Origin of the sequence: Microbispora sp. NPDC046973, assembly GCF_040644495.1 — a bacterium.
Classification (GTDB): Bacteria; Actinomycetota; Actinomycetes; order Streptosporangiales; family Streptosporangiaceae; genus Microbispora.
The window spans coordinates 161,767-188,471 of sequence record NZ_JBEYWQ010000008.1 but is presented as its reverse complement, the minus strand read 5'-3'; the positions used below and the strand labels follow the sequence as shown (position 1 = coordinate 188,471).

The window sequence follows — 26,705 nt, the reverse complement described above, 5'->3', positions numbered from 1 at the left end:
GGCGCGCACCTGACGAGTCACACGATCACCATGAAAGCACCGTCCATTAATCCACGGTGAAAGGCATCCGCGATGAGTTCAGGGAGAAAACCAGACAGGGACGGCATTCCCCCGTCGCCTGAAGGCGACGGTCCCCTGCCGAGGTGCTGATGGACACGGCTGTCGACCTGTCCCACATCCCGTTCTGGGGGCTGCCGCAGGCCGAGCGGCACGAGGCGTTCCGCCGCCTGCGTGCGCTCGACCATCCCGCCTTCTTCCGCGAGAACAAGATCCCCTTCGTCGGCCACGGCCCCGGCTACTACGCGCTCGTACGGCACGCCGACGTGACGGAGGCGAGCCGCGACCCCGCCGTCTTCAGCAGCGAGCCGACGGCCAACAGCATCCCCGACATGCCGCGCTGGCTGGCCGTCTACTTCGGCTCGATGATCAACATGGACGATCCCCGGCACGCCCGGCTGCGCCGGATCGTCTCGCGGGCGTTCACGCCGCGCATCCTGGCCAAGATGGAGGAGGACCTGGGCCGGGCCGCCCGGGAGATCGTCGGCGGGGCCGTGCGGGAGGGGCCGGGCGACTTCGTCACCCAGATCGCCGCCCGATTACCCGTACGGGTGATCTGCGACATGATGGGCATCCCCGCCGAACATCACGACCGGGTGCTGCGCCGTACGAACACGATCCTGGCCAACGCCGACTCCGAGTATTCGGGCGTCGCCGTCGACCCGTCCCGGCCGGACGGCTCCTTCGGCCGCTGGACGACGGCACGCGGCCTGGGCGCGCTGCTGCGGGCCGGGCACGACCTGAACGCGCTGGCCCGTCGCCTGGCCGGGGAGCGCCGCCGCCGGCCCACCGACGACCTGACCACCAAGCTCGTGAACGGCGAGGAACGCCTGACCGCCCAGGAACTCGGCTCGTTCTTCATCCTGCTGGTCGTCGCGGGCAGCGAGACGACCCGCAACGCCATCGCCCACGGGCTCAAACTGCTCACCGACCACCCCGACCAGCGCGCGCTGCTGCTGGAGGACTTCGACGGCCGCATCGCGGGCGCCGTCGAGGAGATCGTCCGCTACTCCAGCCCCGTCATCCAGTTCCGGCGCACCGTGACGCGAGACCACACGATGAACGGCCACGACTACCGCGCGGGCGACAAGGTCCTGCTGTTCTACAACTCGGCGAACCGGGACGAGGCGGTCTTCCGCGATCCCGACGTCTTCGACATCACCCGCAGCCCCAACCCCCACGTCGGCTTCGGCGGCCACGGCCCCCACTACTGCCTGGGCGCCCACCTCGCCCGCCGGGAGATCACCGTGATGTTCCGGGAACTGTTCGACCGCATGCCCGCCGTCCGCTCCGTGGGGGAGCCGTCCTATCTGCTGTCCAACTTCATCAACGGGGTCAAGCACATGAGCTACCGCTTCTGACCCGACTCAGTGGGCGTACTCCGCGCGACGCCGGAGCATCGCCGCGAGCATCAGCGGGAACATCGCGACGTGGGCCACGACCATCAGGACCATGCCGTCGATCAGGCCCAGCCACAGGAGCGGGAACAGCGGCACGACCGGGGCGAACATCGCGGCGCACATCTCCAGGGTCGGAGCCCACGCGTGGCCGCGCACGCGCATCCAGGCGGCCATGCCGGCCGACATGTCGAACGCCATCAGCAGATAGGCGAGCTCGGGATCGCGGGCGTACGAGAGCTCGATCCCCAGGGCGGACCACAGCAGGCCGAGCGCGAACATCCCGGCGAACATCGCGACGACCATCTCGATGTAGTGCAGGGCGAAACGTCCCCAGCGCCTCGTGCCGGGCCGGTGACCGCTGTGTCTTTCTGGCGTGGTGTGAGTCATGGCCCAACTGTCCGGGCGGTCCCCGGACGCGCCAAGAAGGCGGACGGGGACAGGTCCGGAATCTTGGGCTCCCGGTCCGTCCGGCCTACAGTCGGGTCATGACCCAACGGCGCGTGATCGTGGTCGGATACCACGCGGCGGAGCTCGTGGACATCGCGTGCGTGACCTCGAGCCTGATCATGGCGAACGCGCACGGCGCGTCCCCGTGCTACGAAGTGTGCCTGGCCACCCCGTCGGGCCTGCCCGTCACCTGCGGCAGCGGGTTGACGCTGCAGGGGCAGCAGGCGCTCGAACGCGTCACCGGGCCGCTGGACACGCTTGTCGTCTCGGGGGGTATCGGGCACGAGGAGGCGGCCGCCGACCGGGTGCTCGTGAGCCACGTCCGGCGGCTGGCGCGCGAGAGCCGCCGCGTCGCGTCGGTGTGCACGGGCGCGGCGGTGCTGGCCGCCGCCGGCCTGCTCGACGGGCGGCGCGCCACGACGCACTGGCAGTTCGCTGGGACGCTCGCCGCTCGCCACCCGGAGATCGCCGTCGACGCCCGCCCGATCTTCATCCGCGACGGCAACGTCACGACGGCCGCCGGCGTCACCAGCGCACTGGACGTCACCCTCGCCTTCATCGAGGAGGATCACGGTCCTGCCCTTGCCAGGGTGGTGGCCCGCAACCTGGTGACCTACCTGCAACGACCGGGCAACCAGGCCCAGATGAGCATGTTCACCGAGGGCCCGCCGCCGGGCGACGGCCTGGTCAAGCGCGTCGTCGACCACGTCACCGGCCATCCGGACGCCGACCTGTCCACCGCCGCCCTGGCGGCCGGCGCGGGCGTGAGCGAGCGCCACCTGACCCGGCTGTTCCTCAAGCACACGGGACAGACGCCGGGCCGGTACGTGCGCCGGGCCCGCACCGAGGCCGCCGCCCACCTGCTCGCCTCCACCTCGCTTCCCATGGCCGCCGTCGCGGTCCGCTGCGGCTTCGGGACGGCCGAGGCCCTCCGCCAGGCGTTCGTCGACCTGTACGGCATCCCGCCCTCGCGCTACCGCTCGACCCAGGCGACCGCGTTGCCGTCCTCCTTCGGCAACCACAAGTGACGATTGTGTCGGTGCCGCCTGCGATGGTGGCGGCGTGGTCTACTTCGTCTACCGCAGCGTCTACGAGGGGCCGTCCGGCCGGCTCGTCCGGCACTTCCCCGACGCCACCGTGCTCGACTGGTTCCGCAGGGTGTGGGACGACGCCGCCGCGTCGGAAGACGCGTGCGACTGGGTGGAGCGCGAGCTCGGCACCGACGTCTACGGCCTGAACACCATCTTCGAGACCGGGCTACCGGCTCCCCGCACGCATGCCGAGTTGCGCCGGATGCTCAAGGAGCACCTGTACGTCGAGGGGACGCTGCGGGTGGACCGGCACAGCGTGCGGGTGCTCACCGACGACGACGAGGTCGAGCTGGCGTACTTCTTCGTGGACGACCACGTGGTGGCGGACGAACCCGACCGCTGGGCCTACCTGGTGCACGAGAGCTGGGACCTGCCTGCGGACGCACCACCGTCCGTGCGGACGTTCACGCCTCCGGTCCCGGTCGACGTCGTCAGCCCTGCGCCGCCCGGCGGGGAGGGCGTGACGTACGCCGTGCTGATCACGTTTCACGCCACCGCCGACAGCGTCGGAGGCAGATACCCGAAGGCGTTGCCGGGCGTACGGCTGCCGGGGCTCGCGGCGGCCCTGCGCGCGGCGGACCCCGGTGCCCTGTCCTACGAGTTGTGTGCCCTGCGCGCCCTGACCGCCTCCGGTGACGAGGAGATCGGGCCCGCGCTGGAGCGCTGCAACCACTGGGGGCCTCTGGAGGAGTGGGTGCCTGAGATCAGTGCTCCGCACTCTCGGGCGCACGAACACGCGCTGCGCCTGCTGGAGGACCGCGCCCCGGCGGGCGGACGCGACCCCGGTCGCACGCTCATCCGATGCGACGACCACCTGGCCCAGATGGCGATCCACATGGACGAATACTTCGGGCACCGGCAGTGGTTCCTCTTCGACGACGTCTGGGCCGCCGCGCACCCTGATCTGGCCGCCTCACTGATGCGGTTCGGTGCGCACTGGGATCCGCGCTGCCGGCGCAAGCACGCCCGCTTGACCCACTGCGGCTGAACCGGCGGGTGTGGCAGACTGACAACCGAATGTGGTTCTAGTCACTCGGAAGGGCCGGCCCCCACCATGACCACACAGCCGACGGAGCCCGCGGAGCGCATGCCCATCACCTCGGCGGCGGACATCGACCTGAACGACTGGGACTTCTGGGGCCGCCCGGACGAGGAGCGGGAGCACGCCTTCGGACTGCTCCGCGACCTGGACAAGCCGGCCTTCTTCCCCGAGCCCGAGTTCAGCCTGGGCGGCATCACCGGGCCGGGCTATCACGCGCTCGTCCGGCACGCAGACATCCTGGAGGCGAGCCGCAACCCCGAGGTCTTCTGCTCGGGCGACGGCGGGGCCACCAACATCCCGGACCTGCCGGCGGAGTTCGCCGAATACTTCGGCTCGATGATCAACATGGACGACCCGCGGCACGCGCGCCTGCGGCGGATCGTCTCGCGCGCCTTCACGCCGAGGATGATCAAGCAGTTCGAGTCCGACGTGGACGCCGCGGCCTCGCGCATCGTAGACGAGCTGCTGGAGACCGGCCCCGGCTGCGACTTCGTCACGGAGGTGGCCGCGAAGCTGCCCCTGAAGATCATCTGCGACATGATGGGCATCCCGGAGAAGGACTACCGGTTCGTCTTCGACCGCTCGAACATCGTCCTCGGCGCCACCGACCCCGAATACGTCAGCGAGCGTGAGGACATCGCCCACGCGCTGCTCACCGCGGGGATGGAGCTGCAGCAGCTCGTCCAGGACCTGGCCGCGCTGCGGATGGAGACGCCCACCGACGACCTCACCTCGTCCCTGGTCAACGCCAACATCGACGGGGAACGGCTGACCGCCCAGGAGCTCGGCTCGTTCTTCATCCTGCTCGTCGTGGCCGGCAACGAGACCACCCGCAACGCCATCTCGCACGGCATGCGGCTGCTCACGCTCAACCCGGACCAGCGCCGGCTGTGGCTGGAGGACTTCGAGGGCAGGGCGCCGCGTGCGATCGAGGAGATCGTCCGGCTGGCCGCGCCGGTCAACTACATGCGCCGCAAGGTCACCCGCGACCACGAGATGAACGGCAACCTCTATCGCAAGGGCGAGAAGGTCCTGCTGTACTACTGGGCGGCCAACCGCGACGAGCGGGTGTTCGACGACCCGCTGCGCTTCGACATCCTGCGCGACCCCAACCCGCACGTCGGCTTCGGCGGCCCGGGCCCCCACTTCTGCCTCGGCGCCCACCTGGCCCGTCGCGAGATCACCGCGATGTTCCGCGAGCTGCTGCGGCGGGTTCCCCAGATCGAGGCGGGGGAGCCGGAGCGGCTGCTGTCCAGCTTCATCAACGGCATCAAGCACATGCCCTGCGAGTTCTGAACCGGTCAGATCATTGGCACCGAGGCTTGAGATAGGCGGGATCGACCCAGCCGCTCCTCCCGTCCATCGTGGACACGTGGCGGTAGTGGCCGGTGGCGTCGCCTCCGCCCGCGCCGGTCACGTCGCCCCGGTCCGCGTCGGTCACGGCGAGGCCGTGCGGGAGCTGCACGAGCGGCTCCCCGTAGCGGTCGCGCAGCCACAAGTCCCGCGCGGCCACCTCGTACCGGCCGCAGCCGACGCCCGCGTCCGAGGCGGAGGCGAAGGCGGAGACGGAGGGGGAGGCCGCGGCGTCCCCGCCCGTCAGCGCGGTGCGGACCTGGAGCGCGAGCACGAGCGCGAGTACGATCGCCCCGGCGCCGAGGGCGACGGCGGCCCACGGCGCCCGCAGGCCGGTGTGGCTTCGACGTCCTCTCCCGCCACCGGGCGCCGAGGCTCCTGCGGCCTCCGCGGTGACGCCGCGCGCGGACGCGGCCTCACCGCCTGCCGGCTGTGCGCCGCCGGGGAGCAATCCGATCGCGGCCGGCGTGCCGAGCTCCGGCGCCGAATTCCCGCCGAGCTCCGGCGCGCCGAACCCGGGTGTCGAATCGTCTGCCCGATTCGTGTCGGAGGCCGGTGCGAGGATCCGGCGGATGACGGCCAATTCCTCCTTTTTGAACGCGCGTCGACCCATTTCGCACCGTGACAGCGTCGGTGTCGACATTCGCACCCCCTGTCGGCTGACCTCCTTCGCGAGCTCCCGCTGCGTCATCCCCGCCGCCTCCCGCGCCCGCCGGACCTCGTCGGCCACCGTCTCCGTCACGTGTTTTCACCCCTGCTGTTTCCGGTTTTCACGCCTGCGTTTCCGCTGGTGGGTGCGCTTTCTGGGTTTCATCGATTTCAGCAGTGAAAATACCTGTTGCAGGTGATCGTGACGTACATAATCGCATCAGTCCGGTTGATTCCGGCTAATGACCCGCATTCCGTACGCCATACGAAAGGCTTCCACGTGAGACCTGCCCTCGCAGTCCAGACTCCGGTGACGCTCGCGCTGGCGGCGGTGCTCTGCCTGCCCGCCGCGGCAGACGCGGCCGCGGGCGCCAGGAGCGACGCGCAGACCGCCGCCCGCACCGCGACGGCGCAGACGAAGCTGTTCGTCCGCTACGCCGCAGGCAGCACCTGCACGGTCTATCTCAACTACCCCAAGCCCGGGGTCGTCGCGAACACGACCTTCACCATCCCCGCGGGGCGCCACCTCATCTGGCGGTACAACGTGGACGGCGAATGGGCCCTCGTCTCGGACCCCGGACGCGCACACGACGCATTCCCCTGGTGGGGCTTCACCCGGCGTGACTGCATCGGCAAATCGGTTCCCCAGCAGGACTATCCGGCGGGCCAGCCGGTGCCGGACAGGATTCAGGAGGGCCGGAGCAACGTCTCGCCCTCGGGATGGCGCCCCGTCGGCTTCACCCTGCCCCCGGCGCGGATCGTCGAGCAGCGCAGGCTCGTGACCCGGAACGCCACCCTGCGCGACGAGGCCAACTTCGTCATCGGCAACGTCCTACCGGGGTGGCACGTCCACGTCAGCGACAAGCGCCGGTCGCAGGGGCACTGGGTCTACGTGTTCGTGCCCAACGCCCAGCGGTGGGGATATGTGGAGGCGACGGCCCTGTAGGAGGCTCGGAGCGGATCCGCCGCGCCGGTGCGCAGGCCCTGCCCGCGCACCGGCGTCGCACCGCCGGGCTCACGGTCAGCGGAGAGGCTTGATCGACCGGAAGACCGTGTTGATGTCGGGGAGCAGGTCGTCCTTGAGCTGGGGCACGGCCATGTAGACGATCGTGGGAAGATCGGCGCCGGTGTTCACGGCCGCGACCACGACCGTGGTGGTCGCGCCGTCGGCGGTCACCTTGTAGGCGGCGGCCAGGCCGGTGAGGTTGTTGCGCGCCAGGCGCTGCTGGGCGACCTTGGTGACCTTGTTGTCCTTGGGGAACTGGGTCTGCCGCGCCCGGAACATCACGGCGCTGACGACCGGGCTCAGGTTGTCGGGTGTGGTGTACTTCACGGCCAGCGACTGCGCCAGCGGGCCCGACATCACCACGGCGAACTCGCGCTTGCCCTTCGTGGTCATGCCGGCCGGCACGTACTGCCTGCTGGTGAAGCCGTACGTCGCCTTGATCTGAGCCGGGTCGGCGTCGGCCTGCCAGGGGCCGCCGAGCTTGGGCAGCGTGATGCGGCCGGCGGTGTCGGTGAGCACGCCGCTCACGGGGGAGGCCGTGCCCTTGTAAACGGGCAGCCGTGACGACGTCTGCGCCTGCGGCTTGGTCGTGGCGCCGGACTTGACGGGGGAGGGCTTCGCGGACGTCGCCGCCTCGGCCGCGTCGCCGGAGCTGAGCGGCCCGGCGGCGAACGCCCACACGAGCACCCCGACGAGCGCGGCGACGACCGAGGCCACCAGTGCGTACAGCCAGACCGGCCGGCCGGGCTCGTCCTCCTCGTACTCGTCGATGGCCTGGTAGTTCTCCCCGAACACCGTGTTCCACAGCTCCTGCTGCCGGTGCGCGGGAGGCGTCTTGGGCCCGCTGATCTGTCCCGCCGTCACGAACGGCCGGTACGGGTCCTCCGGCTGGGGAGGCGGCGGCGGGGCGGACGCCGGCGGGGCGGCGGAGGCGGGCGGGGCGGACTCGGCGTACGAGCGGACCGAGGGAGTGAAGGGCGCGGAGGGCCGGGAGTGGTCGGGGCCGCCCGGGAAAGCGCCCCCGTGCGGGCCGGTCTGCCCATGCCCCTGGCTCTGCCCCTGCCCCTGGCCCTGCCCCTGTCCCTGGGCCTGTCCCTGGCCATGTCCCTGGCGCCGGCCCTGGTCCTGACCGGGGCCCGCGGGCCCCGGCGTGCCGTACCTCGGCGCGGGGCCGCCGAAACCCTCCGAGCCGCCGAAACCCTCCGCGTTTCCGAAACCCTCTGCGGTTCTGAAACCCTCTGGGCCGTTGAAGCCGTCCGGAGTGTTGAAGGCGGGGAAGGGCCGGCTCGGAGCCGTGCCGGAAGGCTGGCCCGCCATGGTCGCGGTCGCGTCCGCGGACTGCTGCGGCGCCCCGTCGACGAAGGACCGGACGGTCGGGGTGAAGGACGAGGGGGGAGGCATCTCGGGCCAGGCCGGCGGGATCTCCGGCCACGCCGGCTCCCGCTGGTGTTCGCTGCGGTCCGTGGGCACGGTACCTCCCGAGATCATGCCCGAATTGGGGGTGCCTGGCATGATCTCATGCGAGCCGGGGGCTGCCGCAGCGAAACCGCGGAATGCCTCGCGGAACTGCTCACCTGTGGGGTCGGTGGGCGGGTCCTGCATCGGCAAATCCGCGGGCGGGAATGAGTTGGCCACGGCAGCACAGTAGGGGAATGGACATAAGAGCCCACAACGGAACTATCACCATCGGATATCACGCTTTGACACACGAGGTCAGCCCGGAAGATCGATCCGCGTCCCGGTTGCGGTCTGCGCTACGCTTGACACGCGTGCCGCCACCCTGCTGAGCGGGCAGCCGTCTCGGAGCGCGAGAGCGCGGAGACCGTGGCTGCCTCGGACCGTGACGCAGGGCCCTGCCCCCGGCGGGCGCAATCATCTGTGTGATTCCAGCCGCCTGGCGAGGAGTGGAAGTGGACGAGCCGGTGTACGACCCGCAGGCGCTGCAGGCCAAGTGGCTGCCGCGGTGGGAGGAGCTGAACCCCTTCGCGGCGGTCGAGGACCTCGCGGACACCAGGCCGCGCAAGTACATGCTCGACATGTTCCCCTACCCCTCAGGCGACCTCCACATGGGGCACGGCGAGGTCTTCGCGATCGGCGACGTCGTCGCGCGCTACTGGTTCCAGAAGGGTTACAACGTCCTGCACCCGATCGGGTGGGACTCCTTCGGCCTGCCCGCGGAGAACGCGGCCATCAAGCGCAACGCCCACCCCGCCGAGTGGACGTACAAGAACATCGACACCCAGGCGAACTCGTTCAAGCGGTACGCCATCTCCTTCGACTGGTCGCGGCGCCTGCACACCAGCGACGCGGAGTACTTCCACTGGAACCAGTGGCTGTTCACCCGCTTCTACGAGCGGGGCCTGGCCTACCGCAAGGGCGGCCTGGTCAACTGGTGCCCACAGGACCAGACCGTGCTCGCCAACGAGCAGGTCGTGGCGGGCAAGTGCGAGCGCTGCGGGGCCGACGTCATCCGCCGCGAGCTGACGCAGTGGTACTTCAAGATCACTGACTACGCCGACCGGCTGCTCGACGACATGGCGCAGATCGAGGGCGGCTGGCCCGAGCGCATCCTCACCATGCAGCGCAACTGGATCGGCCGCTCCACCGGGGCCGACGTCCAGTTCCGCATCGAGGGCCGCGACGAGCCGGTCACCGTCTACACCACGCGCCCCGACACGCTGTACGGCGCGACGTTCTTCGTCGTGGCCGCCGACGCCCCGCTGGCGGAGGAGATCGTCTCTCCGGAGCAGGCGGAGGCGCTGGCCACCTACCGCGCCGAGGTCGCCAAGCTCTCCGACATCGAGCGGCTGTCCACCGAGAAGGAGAAGACCGGCGTCTTCCTGGGCACGTACGCCATCAACCCGGTCAACGGGGAGCGCATCCCGGTCTGGGCGGCCGATTACGTGCTGTCCGACTACGGCCACGGCGCGATCATGGCGGTGCCCGCGCACGACCAGCGCGACCTCGACTTCGCGCTGAAGTTCGGCCTGCCGGTCAAGGTCGTCGTGCACACCGGCCTGGCCGACCCGGGCGAGACCGGCGTCGCCACCCCTGGTGAGGGCACGCTGGTCAACTCCGGCCCGCTGGACGGCCTGACGAAGACCGAGGCGATCCAGAAGATCATCGAGATCCTGGAGGGGCGCGGCACCGGCAAGGCCGCGGTGAACTACCGGCTGCGCGACTGGCTGCTGTCGCGGCAGCGGTTCTGGGGCACGCCGATCCCGATCATCCACTGCGTGGACTGCGGCGAGGTCCCGGTGCCGGACGACCAGCTCCCGGTCACGCTGCCCGACCTGCGCGGCGCGGCCCTGCAGCCGAAGGGCGTCTCGCCGCTGGCCGCGGCCACCGAGTGGGTCAACGTCGCCTGCCCGAAGTGCGGCGGCCCCGCCCAGCGGGACACCGACACGATGGACACCTTCGTCGACTCGTCGTGGTACTTCCTGCGGTACTGCGATCCGCACTTCGAGGACGGGCCGTTCGACGTCGAGAAGGTCCGCAAGTGGGGTCCGATCGACCAGTACGTCGGCGGCGTCGAGCACGCCGTGCTCCACCTGCTGTACTCGCGGTTCTTCACCAAGGTCCTGTACGACATGGGCCTGGTCGGCTTCACCGAGCCGTTCCTGCGCCTGCTCAACCAGGGCCAGGTGATCAACCGGGGCAAGGCGATGTCGAAGTCGCTGGGCAACGGTGTGGACCTGGGCGAGCAGATCGACGCGTACGGCGTGGACGCCGTCCGGCTCACGATGATCTTCGCCGGGCCGCCGGAGGACGACATCGACTGGGCAGACCTCTCGCCGGCCCATTCGAAGAAGTTCCTCGCCCGCGCGTTCCGCGTCATGGCCGAGGCCGGTGCGGCGTCCGCCCCGGGGATCGACTTCTCCGGCGGCGACGTCGAGCTGCGCAAGGTCACCCACCGGACCATCGACGAGGTCACCAAGCTCGTCGAGGGTTACCGCTTCAACGTCGCGGTGGCCCGCATGATGGAGCTGACCACGGCCGCCCGCCGGGCGATCGACGCCGGGCCCGGCGCGGCCGACCCGGCCGTACGCGAGGCCGCCGAGACCCTGGCGATCATGCTGTCGCTGATCGCGCCGTACGTCGCCGAGGAGGGCTGGGAGCGGCTCGGGCACGCGCCGTCGGTCGCCAAGGCCGGCTGGCCCGAGGCCGACCCGGCGCTGCTGGTCCAGGAGTCGGTCACGGCCGTGGTGCAGGTGGCGGGCAAGGTCCGCGACCGGCTGGAGGTCTCCCCGGACATCTCCGAGGCCGACCTGCAGGCCCTGGCCCTGGCGTCGGACAAGGTCCGGCCCTACCTGGACGGCGAGCCGCGCAAGGTGATCGTGCGGGCGCCGAAGCTCGTCAACATCGTGCCCTGACGGGACGTTGACGATCGGCTGGCCTACCGGACAAAATTACGCCCGAGCCACAAACTAGTCATATCGATGTAGGCGTGCGGTCAGGGCATGCCGCGACCACCACCGCTCCGGCGGTGGTCTGGGGTGCGCGCCTGACCGTATGGCTCGCCGTCGGCGTGCGCCCCGCGTGGGAGGCACGTCTTGTTCAGACGAATTCTCGGCGGGCTGGCGACAGCCGCCGCGATGGCGGCGACCGTTCTCGTCGTCACCGGGTCGCCGGCGAACGCCGCCGGCACGGGCACCGGCTACTTGCACACCAGCGGCAACAAGATCGTCGACAGCACCGGCGCCACGGTCCGGCTGACCGGCATCAACTGGTTCGGCATGGAGACCGACAACAAGACCTTCCACGGGTTGTGGGCGAACAACCCGTGGAAGAGCCAGCTCGACCTCATGGCGAGCCTCGGCTACAACACCATCCGGGTGCCGTTCTCCGACGACGCGCTGAAGCCGGGCGCGCAGGCGACGAGCGTCAACACCTACTCCAACCCCGACCTGATCGGCCTGTCCCCGCTGCAGATCCTCGACAAGGTCGTGGACTACGCCGGCCAGAAGGGCATGCGGATCATCCTCGACCGGCACCGCCCGACCAGCGCGGGCCAGACGGCCCTGTGGTACACCTCGGGCGTCCCCGAGTCCACCTGGATCAGCGACTGGAAGTCACTGGCCCAGCACTACGCCGGCAACACCACCGTCATCGGGGCCGACCTGCACAACGAGCCGCACGCCGACGGGACCAACCCGAACGCGACCGGCTCCTGCTGGGGCTGCGGCGACGAGTCCCGCGACTGGCGTCTGGCGGCCGAGCGCGCGGGCAACGCGATCCTCTCCGTGCAGCCCAACTGGCTGATCTTCGTCGAGGGCGTGAGCTGCCCGAGCGGCGGCCTGTCCAACGTCTGGGACAACGACACCAGCAACGACGAGGACTGCGGCTGGTGGGGCGGCAACCTCACCAAGGCCGGGCAGTACCCGGTGCGGCTGAACGTGGCCAACCGGCTGGTCTACTCGCCGCACGAGTACGCCACGTCGGTCTACCACCAGGCGTGGTTCGACGACCCGTCCTACCCGGCCAACATGCCGGCCATCTGGGACAAGTACTGGGGCTACCTGTACAAGCAGAACATCGCGCCGATCATGGTGGGCGAGTTCGGCACCACACTGGCCAGCAACACCGACAAGATCTGGCTCCAGGAGCTCATGAAGTACATGGGCAGCGGGGTGAACGGCATGTCGTTCACCTACTGGTCGTGGAACCCCAACTCGGGTGACACGGGCGGCATCCTGAAGGACGACTGGGCGACGGTCGACCAGGCCAAGCAGAGCATCATCTCGCCCTACCTGATCCCGCCGACAGGCGGCAACCCGACGCCGCCGGTGTCGCCCTCGGCCTCGCCGAGCGTGTCCCCGTCGGTCTCGCCGTCGGCGTCTCCCTCCGTGTCTCCCTCCGCGTCGCCGTCCGCGTCTCCCTCGTCGCCGGGCGGGAAGACCTGCACGGCCACGTACAAGATCGCCAATCAGTATCCCGGTGGTTTCCAGGGCGAGGTCACGGTGAAGGCGGGGTCCTCGGCCATCTCGGGCTGGACCGTGAAGTGGGCCTTCCCGAACGGTCAGAGCATCAGCCAGCTCTGGAGCGGCACGCTCAGCGCGAGCGGGTCCAACATCACGGTGACGAACCTGTCCTACAACGGCGCGCTGGGCGCCGGGGCCTCGACGACGTTCGGCTTCAACGGCAGCTGGTCGGGCACCAACGGCGTTCCTTCGCCCGTGAGCTGCACCGCCTCCTGACGGCTGACCGGACACGGCACAGCACAAGCCCGGCGCTCTCGTGAGCGCCGGGCTTGTCCCTGTGCGGCGTCCGGAACCGGCGGGCCGCGCTACAGCTTGCGCAGGACGGCCGTGACCTTGCCGAGCACGGTGGCCTCGTCACCGGGGATCGGCTCGTAGTTGGGGTTGTGCGGCACCAGCCACACGTGCCCGTCCTTGCGCTTGAACGTCTTCACGGTGGCCTCGCCGTCGATCATGGCGGCCACGATGTCGCCGTTGTCGGCGACCGGCTGCTGCCGCACCACGACCCAGTCGCCGTCGGCGATGGCGGCCTCGATCATCGAGTCGCCGGAGACCTGGAGCAGGAACAGCGTGCCCTCGCCCACGAGCTGCTTGGGCAGCGCGAACACGTCCTCGATGCTCTGCTCGGCGAGGATGGGGCCACCGGCCGCGATGCGGCCGACCAGCGGCACGTAGGCCGCGGTGGGCCGGTTGAATCCGGACTCCTCCTCGGATGTGGCGTCCGGGTCCACCCACAGCACCGGCTCGCCCGGCAGCCGGACCTCCAGTGCCCGGGGCCGATGCGGATCACGCCGGAGGTAGCCCTTACGCTGGAGCGCCGTGAGCTGGTGCGACACGCTGGAGGTGCTGGTCAGCTGGACCGCTTCCCCGATTTCCCGCATGGACGGCGGATAACCGCGCTGCTGGACCGAGTCGCGGATCACCTCGAGGATCTTCCGCTGCCTGGGGGTGAGGCCAAGCGAGTCGCGCCTGCGAACCGCGAGGTCGCTGACGCCATCCGCTTGCTCACTTCGGTCACTCACGATGCCACCTCTCAATCCGTGTTCCTCATGTCGCACAGAGCGACCGTACCGCGATTCAAGATCACCGTCAAACAATTGTTCGATATCCAGCGAAATCGCCGATCTCGCCGTCCACCTCATCGTACGGGAGTTCGATCGATCCCGTGTTCGATTTACCCGATCTTCTCTGGTGGCTGTACGCCCAGGTCAGAAGCCCTGCGGAAATCGGCAGGGAAAGGCGCGTAAAGGGCGTATTGGCCAACGGCTGGGGCAGGTGATGCCGTCGTGACCGGAGGCGCGACACGCGCGCCGAACAGGCACTTCCTCGCCCAAGGCCGGTTCGACTTGCGTTCAAGGTCGGGCACTTCTACGGTTGGACCACAACATCTAGTAGTCACACCGGTGTAAGTTCACCACACCTTGTGTTCGGGATGTGCGTTCAGGGAGGCGATGAAGTGCACTGTCCGTTCTGTCGCCATCCGGACACCCGGGTCGTGGACAGCCGTGCGGCCGAAGACGGGGCGGCGATCCGCCGCCGGCGCACCTGCCCCGAGTGCGGGCGCAGGTTCACCACCCAGGAGACCGTGCTGCTGATGGTGAGCAAGCGCAGCGGGGTCACCGAGCCGTTCTCCCGGGAGAAGGTCATCGCCGGCGTGCGGCGGGCCTGCCAGGGACGCCCGGTCGGCGAGGACTCCCTCGCCCAGCTCGGGCAGCGCGTCGAGGAGAGCATCCGGGGCACCGGCGCGGCCGAGATCGCCTCACACGAGGTGGGCCTGGCCATCCTGGGCCCGCTCCGCGACCTCGACGAGGTGGCCTACCTGCGCTTCGCGTCGGTCTACCGCAGCTTCGAGACGCTGGCGGACTTCGAGGCGGAGATCGAGCGGCTGCGCGCGGCCCACGGCCCGGAGGGTGAGGAGTAGGCGCCTTCCGGGGGGCCGGGACGAGGCGGGCGGCGGCGCGCGACGGCGCGGCGCGACGATGAGGTTGTAACGAGCGTGGTCCGAAAGAGGGGCTCCACCGGGCCCTGGGAGGGGGAAGTCATGACGGAGACCGTGAGCGGCACCGTATCGGGCGTGGGGGGCAGGCCGGGTAAGCGCCCGCGCAAGGGCCTGAAGATGAAGCGCGTCTTCACCACCCCCGGTGTCCACCCGTACGACGAGGTCCGCTGGGAGCGGCGCGACGTCGTGATGACGAACTGGCGAGACGGCTCGGTCAACTTCGAGCAGCACGGCGTGGAGTTCCCCGACTTCTGGTCGGTCAACGCGGCCAACATCGTCACCACCAAGTACTTCCGCGGGGCGGTGGGCACCCCGCAGCGCGAGTCGAGCCTCAAGCAGCTCGTCGACCGGGTCGTGGGCGTCTACACCAGGACCGGCGTCGAGAACGGCTACTTCGCATCCGAGGAGGACGCGGAGATCTTCGACCACGAGCTCAAGCACGCGCTGATCCACCAGATCTTCAGCTTCAACTCCCCGGTGTGGTTCAACGTCGGGACCCGCTCGCCCCAGCAGGTGAGCGCCTGCTTCATCCTGGCCGTGGACGACACGATGGAGTCGATCCTCGACTGGTACAAGGAAGAGGGCGTGATCTTCAAGGGCGGCTCCGGCTCCGGGGTCAACCTCTCCCGCATCCGCTCGTCCAAGGAACTGCTGTCCAGCGGCGGCACGGCCAGCGGCCCGGTCTCCTTCATGCGCGGCGCCGACGCCTCCGCCGGCACCATCAAGTCGGGCGGCGCCACCCGCCGGGCGGCCAAGATGGTCGTCCTCGACGTGGACCACCCCGACATCGAGGAGTTCATCGAGACCAAGGCGCGCGAGGAGGACAAGATCCGCGCGCTGCGCGACGCCGGGTTCGACATGGACCTCGGCGGCAAGGACATCGTGTCCGTCCAGTACCAGAACGCCAACAACTCCGTGCGGGTCTCCGACGAGTTCATGCGGGCCGTCGAGGCCGGCGGCTCGTTCGGCCTGCGGGCCCGGCTGACCGGCGAGGTCATCGAGGAGGTCGAGGCCCGGTCGCTGTTCCGCAAGATGGCCCAGGCCGCCTGGGAGTGCGCCGACCCCGGCGTGCAGTACGACGACACGATCAACGACTGGCACACCTGCCCCGAGACCGGGCGCATCACGGCCAGCAACCCCTGCTCGGAGTACGTCCACCTGGACAACTCCTCGTGCAACCTCGCGTCGATCAACCTGCTGAAGTTCCTGCGCGACGACGACTCCTTCGACGTCGCGACCTTCGTGAAGATCACCGAGCTGATCATCACCGCCATGGACATCTCGATCACCTTCGCTGACTTCCCGACGCAGAAGATCGCCGAGACCACCCGGGCGTACCGCCAGCTCGGCATCGGCTACGCCAACCTGGGCGCGCTGCTGATGGCGACCGGCCACGCGTACGACTCCGACGGCGGCCGCGCCATCGCCGGGGCGATCACCTCGCTCATGACCGCCGTGTCCTACCGCCGCTCGGCCGAGCTGGCCGGGATCGTCGGCCCGTACGACGGCTACCAGCGCAACGCCGAGCCGCACAAGCGGGTCATGCGCAAGCACGCCGCGGCCAACGACGACCTGCGCACGCTCGACGACATGGACAAGGCCCTGCACGCCGAGGCCACCCGGCAGTGGCAGGAGTGCCTCAAGCTCGGCGAGAAGAACGGCTACCGCAACGCCCAGGCGTCGCTGCTCGCCCCGACCGGCACCATCGGCCTGATGATGGACTGCGACACCACCGGCATCGAGCCGGACCTGGCGCTGGTGAAGTTCAAGAAGCTCGTCGGCGGCGGCTCGATGCAGATCGTCAACCAGACGATCCCGCGGGCGCTGCGCCGGCTCGGCTACCTCGAGGAGCAGGTCGAGGCCATCGTCGAGTACATCGCCGAGCACGGCCACGTCGTGGACGCCCCGGGCCTGCGGCCGGAGCACTACGAGGTGTTCGACTGCGCGATGGGCGAGCGGGCCATCGCTCCGATGGGCCACGTCCGGATGATGGCGGCCGTCCAGCCGTTCCTGTCCGGCGCGATCTCCAAGACCGTGAACCTGCCCGAGTCGGCCACGGTGGACGACATCGAGCAGGTCTACCTGGAGGGCTGGAAGCTCGGCCTCAAGGCCCTGGCCGTCTACCGCGACAACTGCAAGGTCGGGCAGCCGCTGTCGGTCGCGAAGAAGACCTCCGAGGAGGTCTCCGAGGAAGCCGTCGAGAAGGAGCCGATCGTCCAGGTCGTGGAGGTCGCGCGGCCGACCCGGCGGCGGATGCCGAACCAGCGGCCGAGCACCACCACCCGCTTCACGGTGGGCGGCGCCAAGGGCTACATGACCGCCTCGTCCTACCCCGACGACGGCCTGGGCGAGGTCTTCCTCAAGATGTCCAAGCAGGGCAGCACGCTCGCGGGCGTGATGGACGCCTTCTCCGTGGCGATCTCGATCGGCCTCCAGTACGGCGTGCCGCTCGACACGTATGTACAGAAGTTCGTCAACATGCGCTTCGAGCCGGCGGGCATGACCGACGACCCCGACGTCCGGATGGCGCAGTCGGTGATGGACTACATCTTCCGGCGGCTCGCGCTCGACTACCTGCCGTACGAGGACCGGGCCGCCCTGGGCATCTTCTCCGCCTCCGAGCGGGCCGCGCAGCAGCGCGGCGAGGACCCGGCCGCGCTCCAGGACGTGGACACCGCCGCCCTGGCGCAGTCTGCGCCCATCGAGAGCGGGCAGTCCGCGCCCATCGAGAAGGCGTCGTCCATCGAGGCCAAGCCCGCCGAGGGCCCGTCCAACGGGCAGGTCGCGCCGGTGGCGGTGCCGGAGCCGCGCCGGGTCGGCGCCTCGCTGGAGAGCCACCAGGGCCGTACGGCCGACGCGCCGCTGTGCATGACCTGCGGCACCAAGATGCGCCCGGCCGGCAGCTGCTACGTCTGCGAGGGCTGCGGCAGCACCAGCGGCTGCAGCTGAAAACGGGCGAAAAGCGGAACGCGATAGCCGGGCAAGCGCTCAGACGAGGCGCGGATAGATGAACAAAGGTGGTCTCCTCCGGGCCGTGGCCCGGAGGAGACCACCGTCACGGTCGTCCGTACGACGGCTGACACGGCGAGCGCCTGGCTTCCTGGGAGGCCAGGCGCTCGGTGCTGTCACCTGGAGCTTCGACCGGACGAGGGCCGGTGGCGGGCGGCTGAGGTCAGGCGGGCTGCCACAGCTCGACTCGATTGCCTTCGGGATCGGTGACCCAGCCGAATCGGCCGACACCCTCCATGTCCTGCGTCTGTTCGGCCACGTCCGCTCCCTTGGCGCGTAATTGCGCGAGCATCGCGTCCAGGTCGCGGACCCGGAAGTTGAGCATGGCCTGCTGGGTGCGGGACCCGAAGTAGTCGGTATCGGACTCGAACGTCGCGAACACCGTCGGGCCGGCTTCCTGACGCCACAGGCCGTTCTCGTCGGCGTCCAGGCCGAGGCATTCGCGATACCAGGCGCCCAGGGCCACCGGGTCGGCGGCCCGCAGGAAATATCCACCTATTCCAAGCACACGTTCCATAGCGCCATCCTGCCAGGCCGGGAATCGGGCGGGCCGGCGCTACGGCATCGCCGCTCGGCGAATTTCATCTCGATCTCGGGAGAACCCGTGATGTCTTTCCCGGCCGGACCGGTCTTCCGCGAGTTCATACGCGTCGCGCGCCTCGAGGACTTCCGGCAGGTGTGTCCGTGACCAGGCGCAGGAGGCCGCCATGGGCTCGCGCAGGGAATGGCCGAGCGGCGTCAGTTCGTAGTCGACGCGGGGAGGCATTCCGGCGTTAGGCCGTGCGCTCCACCAGGCCGTCACGCTCCATCGCCCGGAGCGTTTCCGTGAGCACTTTCGGAGTGATGCCGCGCAACGGGATCTGCAATTCGGAGAAGCGCCGGGGACGGGACTCCAGGCAACGGATAATCCGTCCCGTCCATTTGTCGCCGATCCGGATCAGTGGGCTTTCCGAGGCATGGCAGTGCGCGAACATGTCGGGATCGAGTGTCTGTCGCACGCCGGCCGGCCGTCGTACGGCAGCCGGACAGGCATCGGGATCTGGCGAGTGAGGGCGTGAGCGTGGTCGCCGGAGACGTGACCCGGGCGGACAGCGTCGCGGCGGCCGCCGCACGGCACGACGCGGCGGTCGACGTCGCCGTCCGGCTCGACGTCCCCTCGCGGGAGTTCTTCACTGAGGCGGCGCACGCCCTGGTCGACGGTCTCGGGCGTGCCGGAGTCGGCCGGCTGGTGCTGCTCGGCATCGGGACCACGCTCGAGACCGCACCCGGGATGATGCTCCAGGACGCTCCCGGCTTCCCGGTGGAGCACCGGGAGTTCTCCCTGGGGCATGTGGCGCAACTCGACGTGTTGCGCGCCGCGGACACGGCGATCGACTGGCTGGTTCTGGCCCCGCCGCCGGTCGTGCTGGACGACGGCGCGACGGAGTTTCATCGCTGTGCCGTTCGGGTCCCAGGAGCAGATCAGCCGGACCCTCGGGGTCCTCGGTGACCTCAACAGGTCCGGCTGATCTCACCCGGGACGCGAGGGGGCCGGTGCGTGTGCCGGCCCCCTTCGTGTTCTTCAGACCGTCGCGGCCATGCGGTCCAGACCCGCCACGATGACGTCCACGAACGCGGCGGGGTCCTCGAACGGCAGGCCGTGGCCGCCGGGGACCGTCACGAGTTCGGCGTGCGGGATGAGCCGGGAGAGCTCGCGCTGGTGGTGCGGCGGCACGATCCGGTCGTCGGCACTGGAGACGATCAGCGTCGGCGCGGTCACGTGTGGAAGCAGCTCCGTGATGTCGACGGCGATGTCGGCCTGGGCCTGCCTGGCGAACCCGTCCTCCGCGCCGTTGAGCATGGCCGTGAAGGCGGCGGCGGCCTGCTCGAAGTCTTCGGGCGAGCGGGCGCGCAGCGTGGCATCGCCCATGGCGGTGAACTGGAGCAGCCGGGCCAGCAACTCGCGGTCGGCCCGCATCAGGCGGATCCACAAATCCATCTGGAAGGCCATCCACGGGTCGGTCCTGGCCCATCCGGCGTGCGCGGTCAGCGACAGCACCTTCTCCGGCCGGGTGCCGGCCGCCGCCAGCGCCACGACGGCCCCGAGCGAGTGGCCGACCAGGTGGAACCGCTCCAGGCCGGCGTGCCCGGCCGCGCCGAGCACCTGGGCCACCAGGTCCTCCACGTGGATCGGGCCGCCTCCGTCGACGGTCGCGCCCGAGCCGGACAGGTCGGGGGCGACCACGGTGAAGCGGCCGGCGACGGCCTCGACGAGCGGGGCCCAGTTGGTCTCGCCGGTGGCGCCGGTGCCATGGACGAGCACGAGACCGGGGCCGGTTCCGGTGACGAGATAGTTGACGGTGCCGGAGCCGACGGTGACGACGGGCATGTTCGTTCCTCTCAGACGGTGATCCGCGCGCGTTCGCGGACGGACATCAGGAGGCCGACGGCGAGCGCGCCGGCCAGGGACAGGAGGGTCAGCAGCCACAGGGCGGTGTGCAGGGCGTCGGCGTAGCCGGCGCTCGCCAGTCGGGCGAACTCCAGCTGCCCGGCCCCCGCAGGCACGGCGCCCGCGATGTCGCCCTGCAGCAGGCGGGAGGTGGCCCGGGCCGCCCGCGCCTCGCCGTACCGGCCGGTCAGGCTCGCCCGGGTCAGCGCGGACAGCACGGCGCCGAGCACGGCGATGGCGACGACCTCGCCGGTGATGCGGGCCGTGTTGAACAGCCCCGCCGCCATGCCGGCCCGCGCGGGCTCGACGGAGGACACAGCGGCCCCGTCGACCACGGCCAGCGACACGCCGAAACCCGTCCCGATCAGCAGCAACGGCACGGCGAGCCGCGCCGGGCCCGCTCCGGCGGGCACCGTCGCCAGCAGACCGGTCCCGGCCGCGACCAGCAGCAGCGTGGTCACCAGCAGGACGCGCTGCGACAGACGGCGGGCCAGGGCGCCGGTGACGGGCGGCATGACCAGCGTCGGCCCGGTCAGCAGCATCAACGTCAGGCCCGCCTGCCGGGACGAGTAACCGGAGGTGGCCATGAGGTACGGCGGCAGGACGATCGTCAGCGCGACGAAGCCGAAGGCGAGCAGGAACGGCATGGACGCGATCGCCGCGAACCGGGGCCGGGCCAGCAGCGACAGATCCACCAGCGGTGCGGGATGACGCCGTTCGGCCATGGCGAAGGCCGCCGACAGGACGGCGCAGGCGGCGAAGGCGCCCGGCACCGCCGGATGCGTCCATCCGAGAGCCGGACCCTCGATCACGCCGAAGGTGAAGGCGGTGAGCGCGAGGGTGAAGGCGGCCGCGCCGCCCCAGTCCATGGGGACGTCCCGGGCGGCGCGCGACTCGTCCAGCAACGCGCTCAGCGGCAGCACCGGCAGCAGCGCGATCCCGGCCGCCGCGAACAGGCTGCGCCAGCCGACGGCGCCGACCAGAGTTCCGGCGATCACCGGGCCGAAGGCGAGACCCAGGCCGATCGTGGTGCCGAACCACGCGAACGCCCTGGTCCTTTCGCGGCCCGCGGAGTAGGCGTGCGCGAGCAGCGCGGTGCCGCCCGTGGTGGCAGCGGCGGCGCCGGCGCCCGCGAGCGCCCTGGCCGCGATGAGTACGCCGATGTCCGGAGCGGCGGCGGCCACGAGCATCGACGCGGTGAACACGCCGGCGCCGACGGCGAACATCCTGCGCCGCCCGATGCGGTCGGCCAGCGCCCCGGTGCTCGCCATGAACGCGGCGAAGGTGAGGAAGAAGGCGTTGACCACCCACTGGGTGGCGTCCAGCCCGGCGTGCAGGTCCGCGCCGATGTCGCCGAGCGCCTCGGCGGTGCCCGTCGCGGTCACCGGGACGAGCAGCACCGCGGCGCAGACCACGGCGAGGGACGGCGCCCGCCGCCGATGACGAGGACAATCCTCAGGCATCGATACCATCCAATCCTGATAACCATAAGAACCCTGATGGGCATCAGAGGATGAGTGAATAGCTGAGCACCTGTCAAACCGGTGATAAAGTCCGCACGTCAGAGCCCTGACGGTGAGAGGGGAGCGCGATGACGGGAGCCGAGGAGGCGAGGATCGCCGAGGCGGTGGCGTGGCGGCCCGGCAACGCCATCAAGCGCGCCGAGCAGGCGCTGATCGCGGAGAAGAGCCGCGTGCTGCGGCCGTTCGGGCTGACCGTCCCGCAGTATGCGGCGATGTATGCGCTGTCGCTCGCGCCCGGCATCTCGGGGGCGAAGCTGGCGCGGTTCTGCTCGGTCACCCCGCAGAGCATGACGACCGTGCTCAAGACGCTGGAGTCGCGTGGGCTGGTGGAGCGGCGTCCCTCAAGCGATCACGCCCAGGTGCTCGTCACCCGGCTCACCCGGGCCGGGCAGACGCTGCTGCGCAAGGCCGACGCGGCGGCCGTGGCCGTGGAGCGCAGGCTGGTGGAGGAGTTCACGCCCGACGAGGCCGACCGGCTGAGGGACCTCCTCGAACGGGCCGTCGTCGTCCTGCAGGAGGCGCCGCCGGGGGATTGAGGCACGGGAATGACACCGGCGGCGGCCGTGTTGGCGCAGCCATGGTCATCGGATTCATCGGCAGCGGGAAGATCGGCGGCACCCTCGCGAAGCTGGCGGTCGACGCCGGGCACACGGTGGTGCTGAGCAACTCCCGCGGGCCGGACACGCTCTCCGAACTCGTTGCCCGGCTGGGCCCGGCCGCGCGAGCCGCCACCCCGGCCGAGGCCGCGACGGCGGGGGACATCGTCGTCGTGACGATTCCCTTCGGCAGATACCGGGAGGTGCCGGTCGAGCCGCTGGACGGCAAGATCGTCATCGACACGAACAACTACTATTTCGAGCGGGACGGTCACTTCCCCGAGCTCGACGCGGGGGAGACCACCGACACCGAGGTGCTCGCCGCGCATCTGCCGGGGTCGCGGGTCGTGAAGGCGTTCAACTCCATCAACTACGTCCACCTCGCCGAGCAGGGTCTGCCCGCCGGCGCGGAGGACCGGCGGGCGCTGCCCATCGCGGGCGACGACGCCGAGGCCAAGAAGGCGGTCGCCGAGCTGATCGACTCGTTCGGCTTCGACGTGGTCGACGCGGGCCCGCTCGCGGAGGGTCGGCGGTTCCAGCGGGACAAGCCCGCCTACGGTCCTCGCCTCACGGCCGCCGAGCTGCGCGACGCCCTCGCGCGAGGCTGACGGATCAGGCCGGAGCGCCGATCAGTCGGGGACGACCGTCTGGCGGGTGCCGGTCTCGGCGGAGCGGCGGATCGCGTCGAGCAGGCCGTGCAGGCGCAGGCCGTGCGCGAAGTCCGGCACCTGCCCTCCGCCCGTCCGCAGGTCGGCGGCGAGCGCGGCGTAGAGCTCGGCGACGTTGCGCGCGTCGCCCGCCGCCCCGGGCACCCGGACGTACTCCTCGGGAACCGGCAGCTCCTTCCACGCGCCGCCGGCCGTCCCGTGCAGGCGCAGCTCGGTGATCTGCACGCCGTACGGGCTGCCGGGGCCGGTGGACACGAGGGCGAGGTCGCCCTCGGTGCCGGAGATCTCGATTCGCGTGCCCGGCTCGGTGACCTTGCCGCTGTGGAGGTGCAGGGAGGCCACGGCGCCGCTCGTCATGGTCGCGGAGAGCATGAGCTGGTCGGGGGCGTCGGCCTCGATCGTCTCGCCGCTCTCCTCGATGACGTACTCCCCGCGCTGCACGGAGAGGGTGGCGGACAGGGAGGCGACGCCGCCCAGGAGATGCTCCACGACGTCGAGCGTGTGCCCGCCCACGACCTCGAGCAGCCCGGCCGCGCCGGCGCGGGTGACCGTGTACGCCGACCACGACGGCAGCCTGCCGCTCGCGCCCTTGCCGACCGCCGAGTGGACGTTCACCGAGGTGACCCGGCCCACCGCGCCCTTCAGGAGCAGGTCGCGGGCGTAGACCACGGCGGGCGCGAACCGGCCCTGCAGTCCGAGCGCGTGGCGGACGCCGGCCGTCCGCGCCTGGTCGAGCAGGTCCCGCGCCTCGGCGGTCGTCCGCGCCAGCGGCCATTCGCACAGCACGTGGGTGCCGGCCTCGAGGGCGGCGCCGACGAGCTCGGCATGCCGGGGCACCCTGACCGTGACGGCGACGAGGTCCACCTCGGGGTGCGCGGCGAGGGCCCGGGGATCGGTGAACGCGTGCGCGGCGCCGAACCTGCGCGCGGCCTCGCGGGCGCTGTCCTCCCGGCTGGTCGCCACGGCCGTGATCTCGTAGTCCGGCAGCGCCCGCAGCGCCGGGACGTGCGCGCGCACCGCCCAGCCGCGCTCGGGGTTGGCGCCGACGATGCCCACACGGATACCGCTCATTTCCCGCCTCCACGCAATAACCGGACTCGATGCGTCCGGTTGCGACTCTAGCATAAGCGGACGCGCCGAGTCCGGTTGGTAGGCTGCGGTCATGAGCAGTCGGGACGGAGCGGTCGGCGTGCTGCTGGCGGCGGAGCCGGGGCGGACGCCCCGCGCCGACGCGCGGCGCAACATGGAACGGCTGGTGGAGGCCGCGCGGGCGGCGGTGGCCGAGATCGGAGTCGAGGTCACGGCGCACGAGATCGCCCGCAGGGCCGGTGTGGGCATCGGGACCTTCTACCGGCGCGTGTCCTCCCGCGAGGCGCTGCTGGAGGCGGTCCTCGACGAGGTGCTCGCCGAGATGGCCGGCCTGGCCGCGACCGCCGCGGCCGACCCCGACCCCTGGCGCGGGTTCGAGACCTTCGCCGCCGCGTACGTGCGGTTGCGCGCGGAGAGCTGCGGCATCCGCGAGGCCGTGGGCGGCGCCTGCGGGCCGAACCTCGACCCGGTTCTCGGGCAGATCCAGGAGGGCCTGCGGCTCCTGGTGGAGCGCGCGCAGGAGGCGGGGGTGGTGCGGGCCGACGTGGCCTGGCAGGACGTGCCGTTCCTGCTGGCGGCCGTGGCGACCGGGCCGCGTACGCTCAGGCTCCGGGCCGGGGACGAGCAGTGGGGCCGGAACCTGCGCATCGTGCTCGATGGGCTGCGGGCGCCGCGATCGCAGGGGCTGCCGGGAACGCCGCCCGCCTGACGCCGTCGTGGATCCGCTCGCTGACGATGCCGGCGAGTCAATCGGGATGACAGATCCGGTGAGATCCGTTAATTTCTGCCTCTCGTCCTCACCTTCACCGGAGTCATGACATGGTCACCGCCTTCCGCGCCACGATCGCATTCGGCCTGCTGGCGGGCTTCTACGTGCTGGTCGCGGCCGTGCTCGGGGCCGCGGTGCTCGTCGACGTCGTGGTCGTGCGGCACGTCACCGCAGGCTCGGTGAAGATCGCGATCGTGCTCACCCTGGCCGCCCTGGCGCTGCTGCGCGGCCTCATCCTCGTCAACCGGCGCGGACGCCAGGAGGAGCCGGGCGTCGCGGTCGGCCGGGGGGACGAGCCGGTGCTCTGGCAGACGGTCGAGGAGCTGGCCGCGCGGGTGGGGACCCGCCCGCCGGACGAGATCCGGCTGGTCGCCGAGGTGAACGCGGCGGTGCGGGAGGACACGAGCTGGCTGGGGCTGCGAGCGGGCCGTCGCGTCATGTACGTCGGCCTGCCCCTGCTGATGACGCTTTCCGTGGACGAGATGCGCGCGGTGCTGGGTCACGAGCTCGGTCACTACAGCGGCGCGCACACGCGACTGGGCGCGCCGGTCTATCGCGGCAGGATCGCTGTGCTGGCGGCGGTCGCATCCCTGCGGAACCACGCCTTCATCCAGAAGCTCTTCTCCCTGTACGCCAGGCTCTTCCTGCGGGTCTCCCAGGCCGTCTCCCGCAGGCAGGAGCTGGAGGCCGACCGGTTCGCGGCCGCCGTCGCGAGCCGTGAGGCCGCCGCGAACGCCCTGCGCAAGGTGCACGGCACGGCGGACGCCTGGAACCTGTTCATGGAGCGGTACGTCGGCATGACCGGCATGGCGGGCAGCCGTCCGGCCGACCTGTTCGGCGGCTTCCACGCCCTCGCCGACGCGCATCGGACGCAGATCGCCCTAGCGGACGGGGACGGCGAGGAGGCCGGGCCGTACGACTCCCACCCGAGCCTGCCGGAGCGGCTGGCCGCCATCGCCGTCCTGCAGGACGTCCCGCACGCCCGTGACCCGCGTCCCGCGCTGGCGCTCCTGCGGGACCCCGCCGTCGCCGCGGGCGCTGTGGAGCAGACCTTCTGGACCGAGGAGGCGCTGAAGCTGCGCCCGCTGCCCTGGGAGGAGATGGTCGCCCAGGGCATGTACATGGGCGTCAACGACGAGGCGCTGCAGGACCTGTCGGCCGCGGGCCAGCGGATCGTGGGCGGGCCGGAGCCGTCCCTGGACGCCGCCCTGGAGGCGCTGGCCCGGGGCCAGGCCGCCGCCCTTCACGAGGAGCTCGTCCGCCTCGGATGGCGGCCGTCGCCGGACCTGGTGGCCAAGGTCCTCGCCCGCGCCGTCGAGGGCGTGCTGATCGGCGGTGGCAGGGCCCGGTGGACGCTGTCGTGGACCGGCCCCGCCACCTTGCGCGACGCGGCGGGCAAGGAAGTCGACGTCGAGGAGTACGCGGCCCGGGTGGCGGCCGATCCCGCGCAGGTGCCGGGCCTGCGCCAGTGGTTCGCCCAGGCGGGCGTGTCGCTGCGGCCGCGGACGCCCGTCGCCCCCTGACGCCGGCCGCGCGCCGGGACAGGTCCCGGCGCGGGCACCGAACCCGTCCTCCGACCCGTCCCGGCGACGCGCGTCGACG

The 26,705-nt window shown here is 70.9% G+C and carries 23 protein-coding genes; 14 read left to right on the top strand and 9 right to left on the bottom strand.

Annotation, left to right across the window (positions count from 1 at the left end; translation table 11 throughout):
• Positions 1-149 precede the first annotated feature (149 nt).
• The gene (locus tag ABZ860_RS17940) at positions 150-1,418 is read left to right on the top strand and encodes a cytochrome P450 (protein WP_357221178.1); all 1,269 of its coding nucleotides are present in this window, start codon (positions 150-152) and stop codon (positions 1,416-1,418) included.
• Between the two features lie 6 nt (positions 1,419-1,424).
• Here the strand turns inward: ABZ860_RS17940 and ABZ860_RS17935 are convergent, their stop codons facing one another.
• Positions 1,425-1,844: a hypothetical protein gene (locus tag ABZ860_RS17935; protein ID WP_357221176.1), complete on the bottom strand. Its 420-nt coding sequence runs from the start codon at positions 1,842-1,844 to the stop codon at positions 1,425-1,427.
• Positions 1,845-1,942: 98 nt separating this feature from the next.
• On the opposite strand from ABZ860_RS17935, the gene ABZ860_RS17930 reads away from it, so the two are divergent.
• From ABZ860_RS17930 to ABZ860_RS17920, 3 genes are all read left to right on the top strand, one after another.
• On the top strand, positions 1,943-2,932 hold the full coding sequence (locus ABZ860_RS17930) for a helix-turn-helix domain-containing protein (RefSeq protein ID WP_357221174.1): 990 nt from the start codon (positions 1,943-1,945) through the stop codon (positions 2,930-2,932).
• Between the two features lie 34 nt (positions 2,933-2,966).
• Complete coding sequence (locus ABZ860_RS17925) at positions 2,967-3,983, top strand: hypothetical protein (protein WP_357221172.1); 1,017 nt, start codon at positions 2,967-2,969, stop codon at positions 3,981-3,983.
• Positions 3,984-4,049: 66 nt separating this feature from the next.
• Positions 4,050-5,333, top strand: a complete 1,284-nt coding sequence (locus ABZ860_RS17920; RefSeq protein WP_357221170.1) for a cytochrome P450 — start codon at positions 4,050-4,052, stop codon at positions 5,331-5,333.
• 10 nt (positions 5,334-5,343) lie between these two features.
• Here the strand turns inward: ABZ860_RS17920 and ABZ860_RS17915 are convergent, their stop codons facing one another.
• Positions 5,344-6,120: a helix-turn-helix transcriptional regulator gene (locus ABZ860_RS17915; protein ID WP_357221463.1), complete on the bottom strand. Its 777-nt coding sequence runs from the start codon at positions 6,118-6,120 to the stop codon at positions 5,344-5,346.
• Positions 6,121-6,318: 198 nt separating this feature from the next.
• Here ABZ860_RS17915 and ABZ860_RS17910 point away from each other — a divergent pair, with 198 nt between their 5' ends.
• The gene (locus ABZ860_RS17910; protein ID WP_357221168.1) at positions 6,319-6,984 is read left to right on the top strand and encodes a hypothetical protein; all 666 of its coding nucleotides are present in this window, start codon (positions 6,319-6,321) and stop codon (positions 6,982-6,984) included.
• Between the two features lie 75 nt (positions 6,985-7,059).
• Here the strand turns inward: ABZ860_RS17910 and ABZ860_RS17905 are convergent, their stop codons facing one another.
• Positions 7,060-8,514 (bottom strand): hypothetical protein, encoded by a 1,455-nt coding sequence (locus tag ABZ860_RS17905; RefSeq protein WP_357221166.1) that lies wholly within the window; start codon positions 8,512-8,514, stop codon positions 7,060-7,062.
• Between the two features lie 440 nt (positions 8,515-8,954).
• Here ABZ860_RS17905 and leuS point away from each other — a divergent pair, with 440 nt between their 5' ends.
• Positions 8,955-11,417 (top strand): leucine--tRNA ligase, encoded by a 2,463-nt coding sequence (gene leuS, locus ABZ860_RS17900; protein ID WP_357221163.1) that lies wholly within the window; start codon positions 8,955-8,957, stop codon positions 11,415-11,417.
• A gap of 180 nt (positions 11,418-11,597) precedes the next feature.
• The gene (locus ABZ860_RS17895; protein WP_357221161.1) at positions 11,598-13,241 is read left to right on the top strand and encodes a cellulase family glycosylhydrolase; all 1,644 of its coding nucleotides are present in this window, start codon (positions 11,598-11,600) and stop codon (positions 13,239-13,241) included.
• Positions 13,242-13,330: 89 nt separating this feature from the next.
• Here ABZ860_RS17895 and lexA read toward each other — a convergent pair whose 3' ends face one another.
• Positions 13,331-14,047 carry a transcriptional repressor LexA gene (lexA, locus tag ABZ860_RS17890; protein ID WP_239108415.1) on the bottom strand — a complete coding sequence of 239 codons (717 nt, stop codon included), beginning with the start codon at positions 14,045-14,047 and terminating at the stop codon, positions 13,331-13,333.
• Positions 14,048-14,478: 431 nt separating this feature from the next.
• Here lexA and nrdR point away from each other — a divergent pair, with 431 nt between their 5' ends.
• Together nrdR and ABZ860_RS17880 are read left to right on the top strand one after the other, a co-directional pair.
• Positions 14,479-14,943: a transcriptional regulator NrdR gene (gene nrdR, locus ABZ860_RS17885; RefSeq protein ID WP_357221158.1), complete on the top strand. Its 465-nt coding sequence runs from the start codon at positions 14,479-14,481 to the stop codon at positions 14,941-14,943.
• A gap of 120 nt (positions 14,944-15,063) precedes the next feature.
• On the top strand, positions 15,064-17,970 hold the full coding sequence (locus ABZ860_RS17880; RefSeq protein WP_357221155.1) for a vitamin B12-dependent ribonucleotide reductase: 2,907 nt from the start codon (positions 15,064-15,066) through the stop codon (positions 17,968-17,970).
• 223 nt (positions 17,971-18,193) lie between these two features.
• Here the strand turns inward: ABZ860_RS17880 and ABZ860_RS17875 are convergent, their stop codons facing one another.
• Both ABZ860_RS17875 and ABZ860_RS17870 read right to left on the bottom strand, forming a co-directional pair.
• Positions 18,194-18,547 carry a VOC family protein gene (locus ABZ860_RS17875; protein WP_357221152.1) on the bottom strand — a complete coding sequence of 118 codons (354 nt, stop codon included), beginning with the start codon at positions 18,545-18,547 and terminating at the stop codon, positions 18,194-18,196.
• Positions 18,548-18,803: 256 nt separating this feature from the next.
• Entirely contained in the window at positions 18,804-19,028 is a 225-nt protein-coding gene (locus ABZ860_RS17870; RefSeq protein WP_357221150.1) for a helix-turn-helix domain-containing protein, read from the bottom strand.
• Here ABZ860_RS17870 and ABZ860_RS17865 point away from each other — a divergent pair.
• Positions 19,016-19,519, top strand: a complete 504-nt coding sequence (locus tag ABZ860_RS17865) for an NAD(P)H-binding protein (RefSeq protein WP_357221147.1) — start codon at positions 19,016-19,018, stop codon at positions 19,517-19,519. The two genes, ABZ860_RS17870 and ABZ860_RS17865, sit on opposite strands and share 13 nt — an antisense overlap.
• A gap of 72 nt (positions 19,520-19,591) precedes the next feature.
• Here the strand turns inward: ABZ860_RS17865 and ABZ860_RS17860 are convergent, their stop codons facing one another.
• Both ABZ860_RS17860 and ABZ860_RS17855 read right to left on the bottom strand, forming a co-directional pair.
• Positions 19,592-20,398, bottom strand: a complete 807-nt coding sequence (locus ABZ860_RS17860) for an alpha/beta hydrolase (protein WP_357221144.1) — start codon at positions 20,396-20,398, stop codon at positions 19,592-19,594.
• An 11-nt stretch (positions 20,399-20,409) separates the two neighbouring features.
• Positions 20,410-21,921 (bottom strand): MFS transporter, encoded by a 1,512-nt coding sequence (locus tag ABZ860_RS17855; protein ID WP_357221141.1) that lies wholly within the window; start codon positions 21,919-21,921, stop codon positions 20,410-20,412.
• Between the two features lie 128 nt (positions 21,922-22,049).
• On the opposite strand from ABZ860_RS17855, the gene ABZ860_RS17850 reads away from it, so the two are divergent.
• Both ABZ860_RS17850 and ABZ860_RS17845 read left to right on the top strand, forming a co-directional pair.
• Positions 22,050-22,517 carry a MarR family transcriptional regulator gene (locus ABZ860_RS17850; protein WP_357221138.1) on the top strand — a complete coding sequence of 156 codons (468 nt, stop codon included), beginning with the start codon at positions 22,050-22,052 and terminating at the stop codon, positions 22,515-22,517.
• Between the two features lie 41 nt (positions 22,518-22,558).
• Positions 22,559-23,185: an NADPH-dependent F420 reductase gene (locus ABZ860_RS17845; RefSeq protein ID WP_357221136.1), complete on the top strand. Its 627-nt coding sequence runs from the start codon at positions 22,559-22,561 to the stop codon at positions 23,183-23,185.
• 21 nt (positions 23,186-23,206) lie between these two features.
• Here ABZ860_RS17845 and ABZ860_RS17840 read toward each other — a convergent pair whose 3' ends face one another.
• Positions 23,207-24,316, bottom strand: coding sequence for a Gfo/Idh/MocA family oxidoreductase (locus ABZ860_RS17840; protein WP_357221133.1), 1,110 nt, complete (start codon positions 24,314-24,316; stop codon positions 23,207-23,209).
• Between the two features lie 91 nt (positions 24,317-24,407).
• On the opposite strand from ABZ860_RS17840, the gene ABZ860_RS17835 reads away from it, so the two are divergent.
• Positions 24,408-25,043 (top strand): TetR/AcrR family transcriptional regulator, encoded by a 636-nt coding sequence (locus tag ABZ860_RS17835; protein WP_357221131.1) that lies wholly within the window; start codon positions 24,408-24,410, stop codon positions 25,041-25,043.
• Between the two features lie 110 nt (positions 25,044-25,153).
• Positions 25,154-26,626 (top strand): M48 family metallopeptidase, encoded by a 1,473-nt coding sequence (locus ABZ860_RS17830; protein WP_357221128.1) that lies wholly within the window; start codon positions 25,154-25,156, stop codon positions 26,624-26,626.
• Positions 26,627-26,705 lie beyond the last annotated feature (79 nt).

Excerpts from the sequence above, each read along its gene's own strand:
- ABZ860_RS17830 (WP_357221128.1), top strand. The coding sequence starts at position 25,154 with ATGGTCACCGCCTTCCGCGCCACGATCGCATTCGGCCTGCTGGCGGGC.
- ABZ860_RS17930 (WP_357221174.1), top strand. The coding sequence starts at position 1,943 with ATGACCCAACGGCGCGTGATCGTGGTCGGATACCACGCGGCGGAGCTC.
- ABZ860_RS17935 (WP_357221176.1), bottom strand. The coding sequence starts at position 1,844 with ATGACTCACACCACGCCAGAAAGACACAGCGGTCACCGGCCCGGCACG.
- ABZ860_RS17940 (WP_357221178.1), top strand. The coding sequence starts at position 150 with ATGGACACGGCTGTCGACCTGTCCCACATCCCGTTCTGGGGGCTGCCG.
- ABZ860_RS17840 (WP_357221133.1), bottom strand. The coding sequence starts at position 24,316 with ATGAGCGGTATCCGTGTGGGCATCGTCGGCGCCAACCCCGAGCGCGGC.
- ABZ860_RS17875 (WP_357221152.1), bottom strand. The coding sequence starts at position 18,547 with ATGGAACGTGTGCTTGGAATAGGTGGATATTTCCTGCGGGCCGCCGAC.
- ABZ860_RS17835 (WP_357221131.1), top strand. The coding sequence starts at position 24,408 with ATGAGCAGTCGGGACGGAGCGGTCGGCGTGCTGCTGGCGGCGGAGCCG.
- ABZ860_RS17920 (WP_357221170.1), top strand. The coding sequence starts at position 4,050 with ATGACCACACAGCCGACGGAGCCCGCGGAGCGCATGCCCATCACCTCG.
- ABZ860_RS17860 (WP_357221144.1), bottom strand. The coding sequence starts at position 20,398 with ATGCCCGTCGTCACCGTCGGCTCCGGCACCGTCAACTATCTCGTCACC.
- ABZ860_RS17845 (WP_357221136.1), top strand. The coding sequence starts at position 22,559 with ATGGTCATCGGATTCATCGGCAGCGGGAAGATCGGCGGCACCCTCGCG.
- ABZ860_RS17880 (WP_357221155.1), top strand. The coding sequence starts at position 15,064 with ATGACGGAGACCGTGAGCGGCACCGTATCGGGCGTGGGGGGCAGGCCG.
- ABZ860_RS17850 (WP_357221138.1), top strand. The coding sequence starts at position 22,050 with ATGACGGGAGCCGAGGAGGCGAGGATCGCCGAGGCGGTGGCGTGGCGG.
- ABZ860_RS17855 (WP_357221141.1), bottom strand. The coding sequence starts at position 21,921 with ATGCCTGAGGATTGTCCTCGTCATCGGCGGCGGGCGCCGTCCCTCGCC.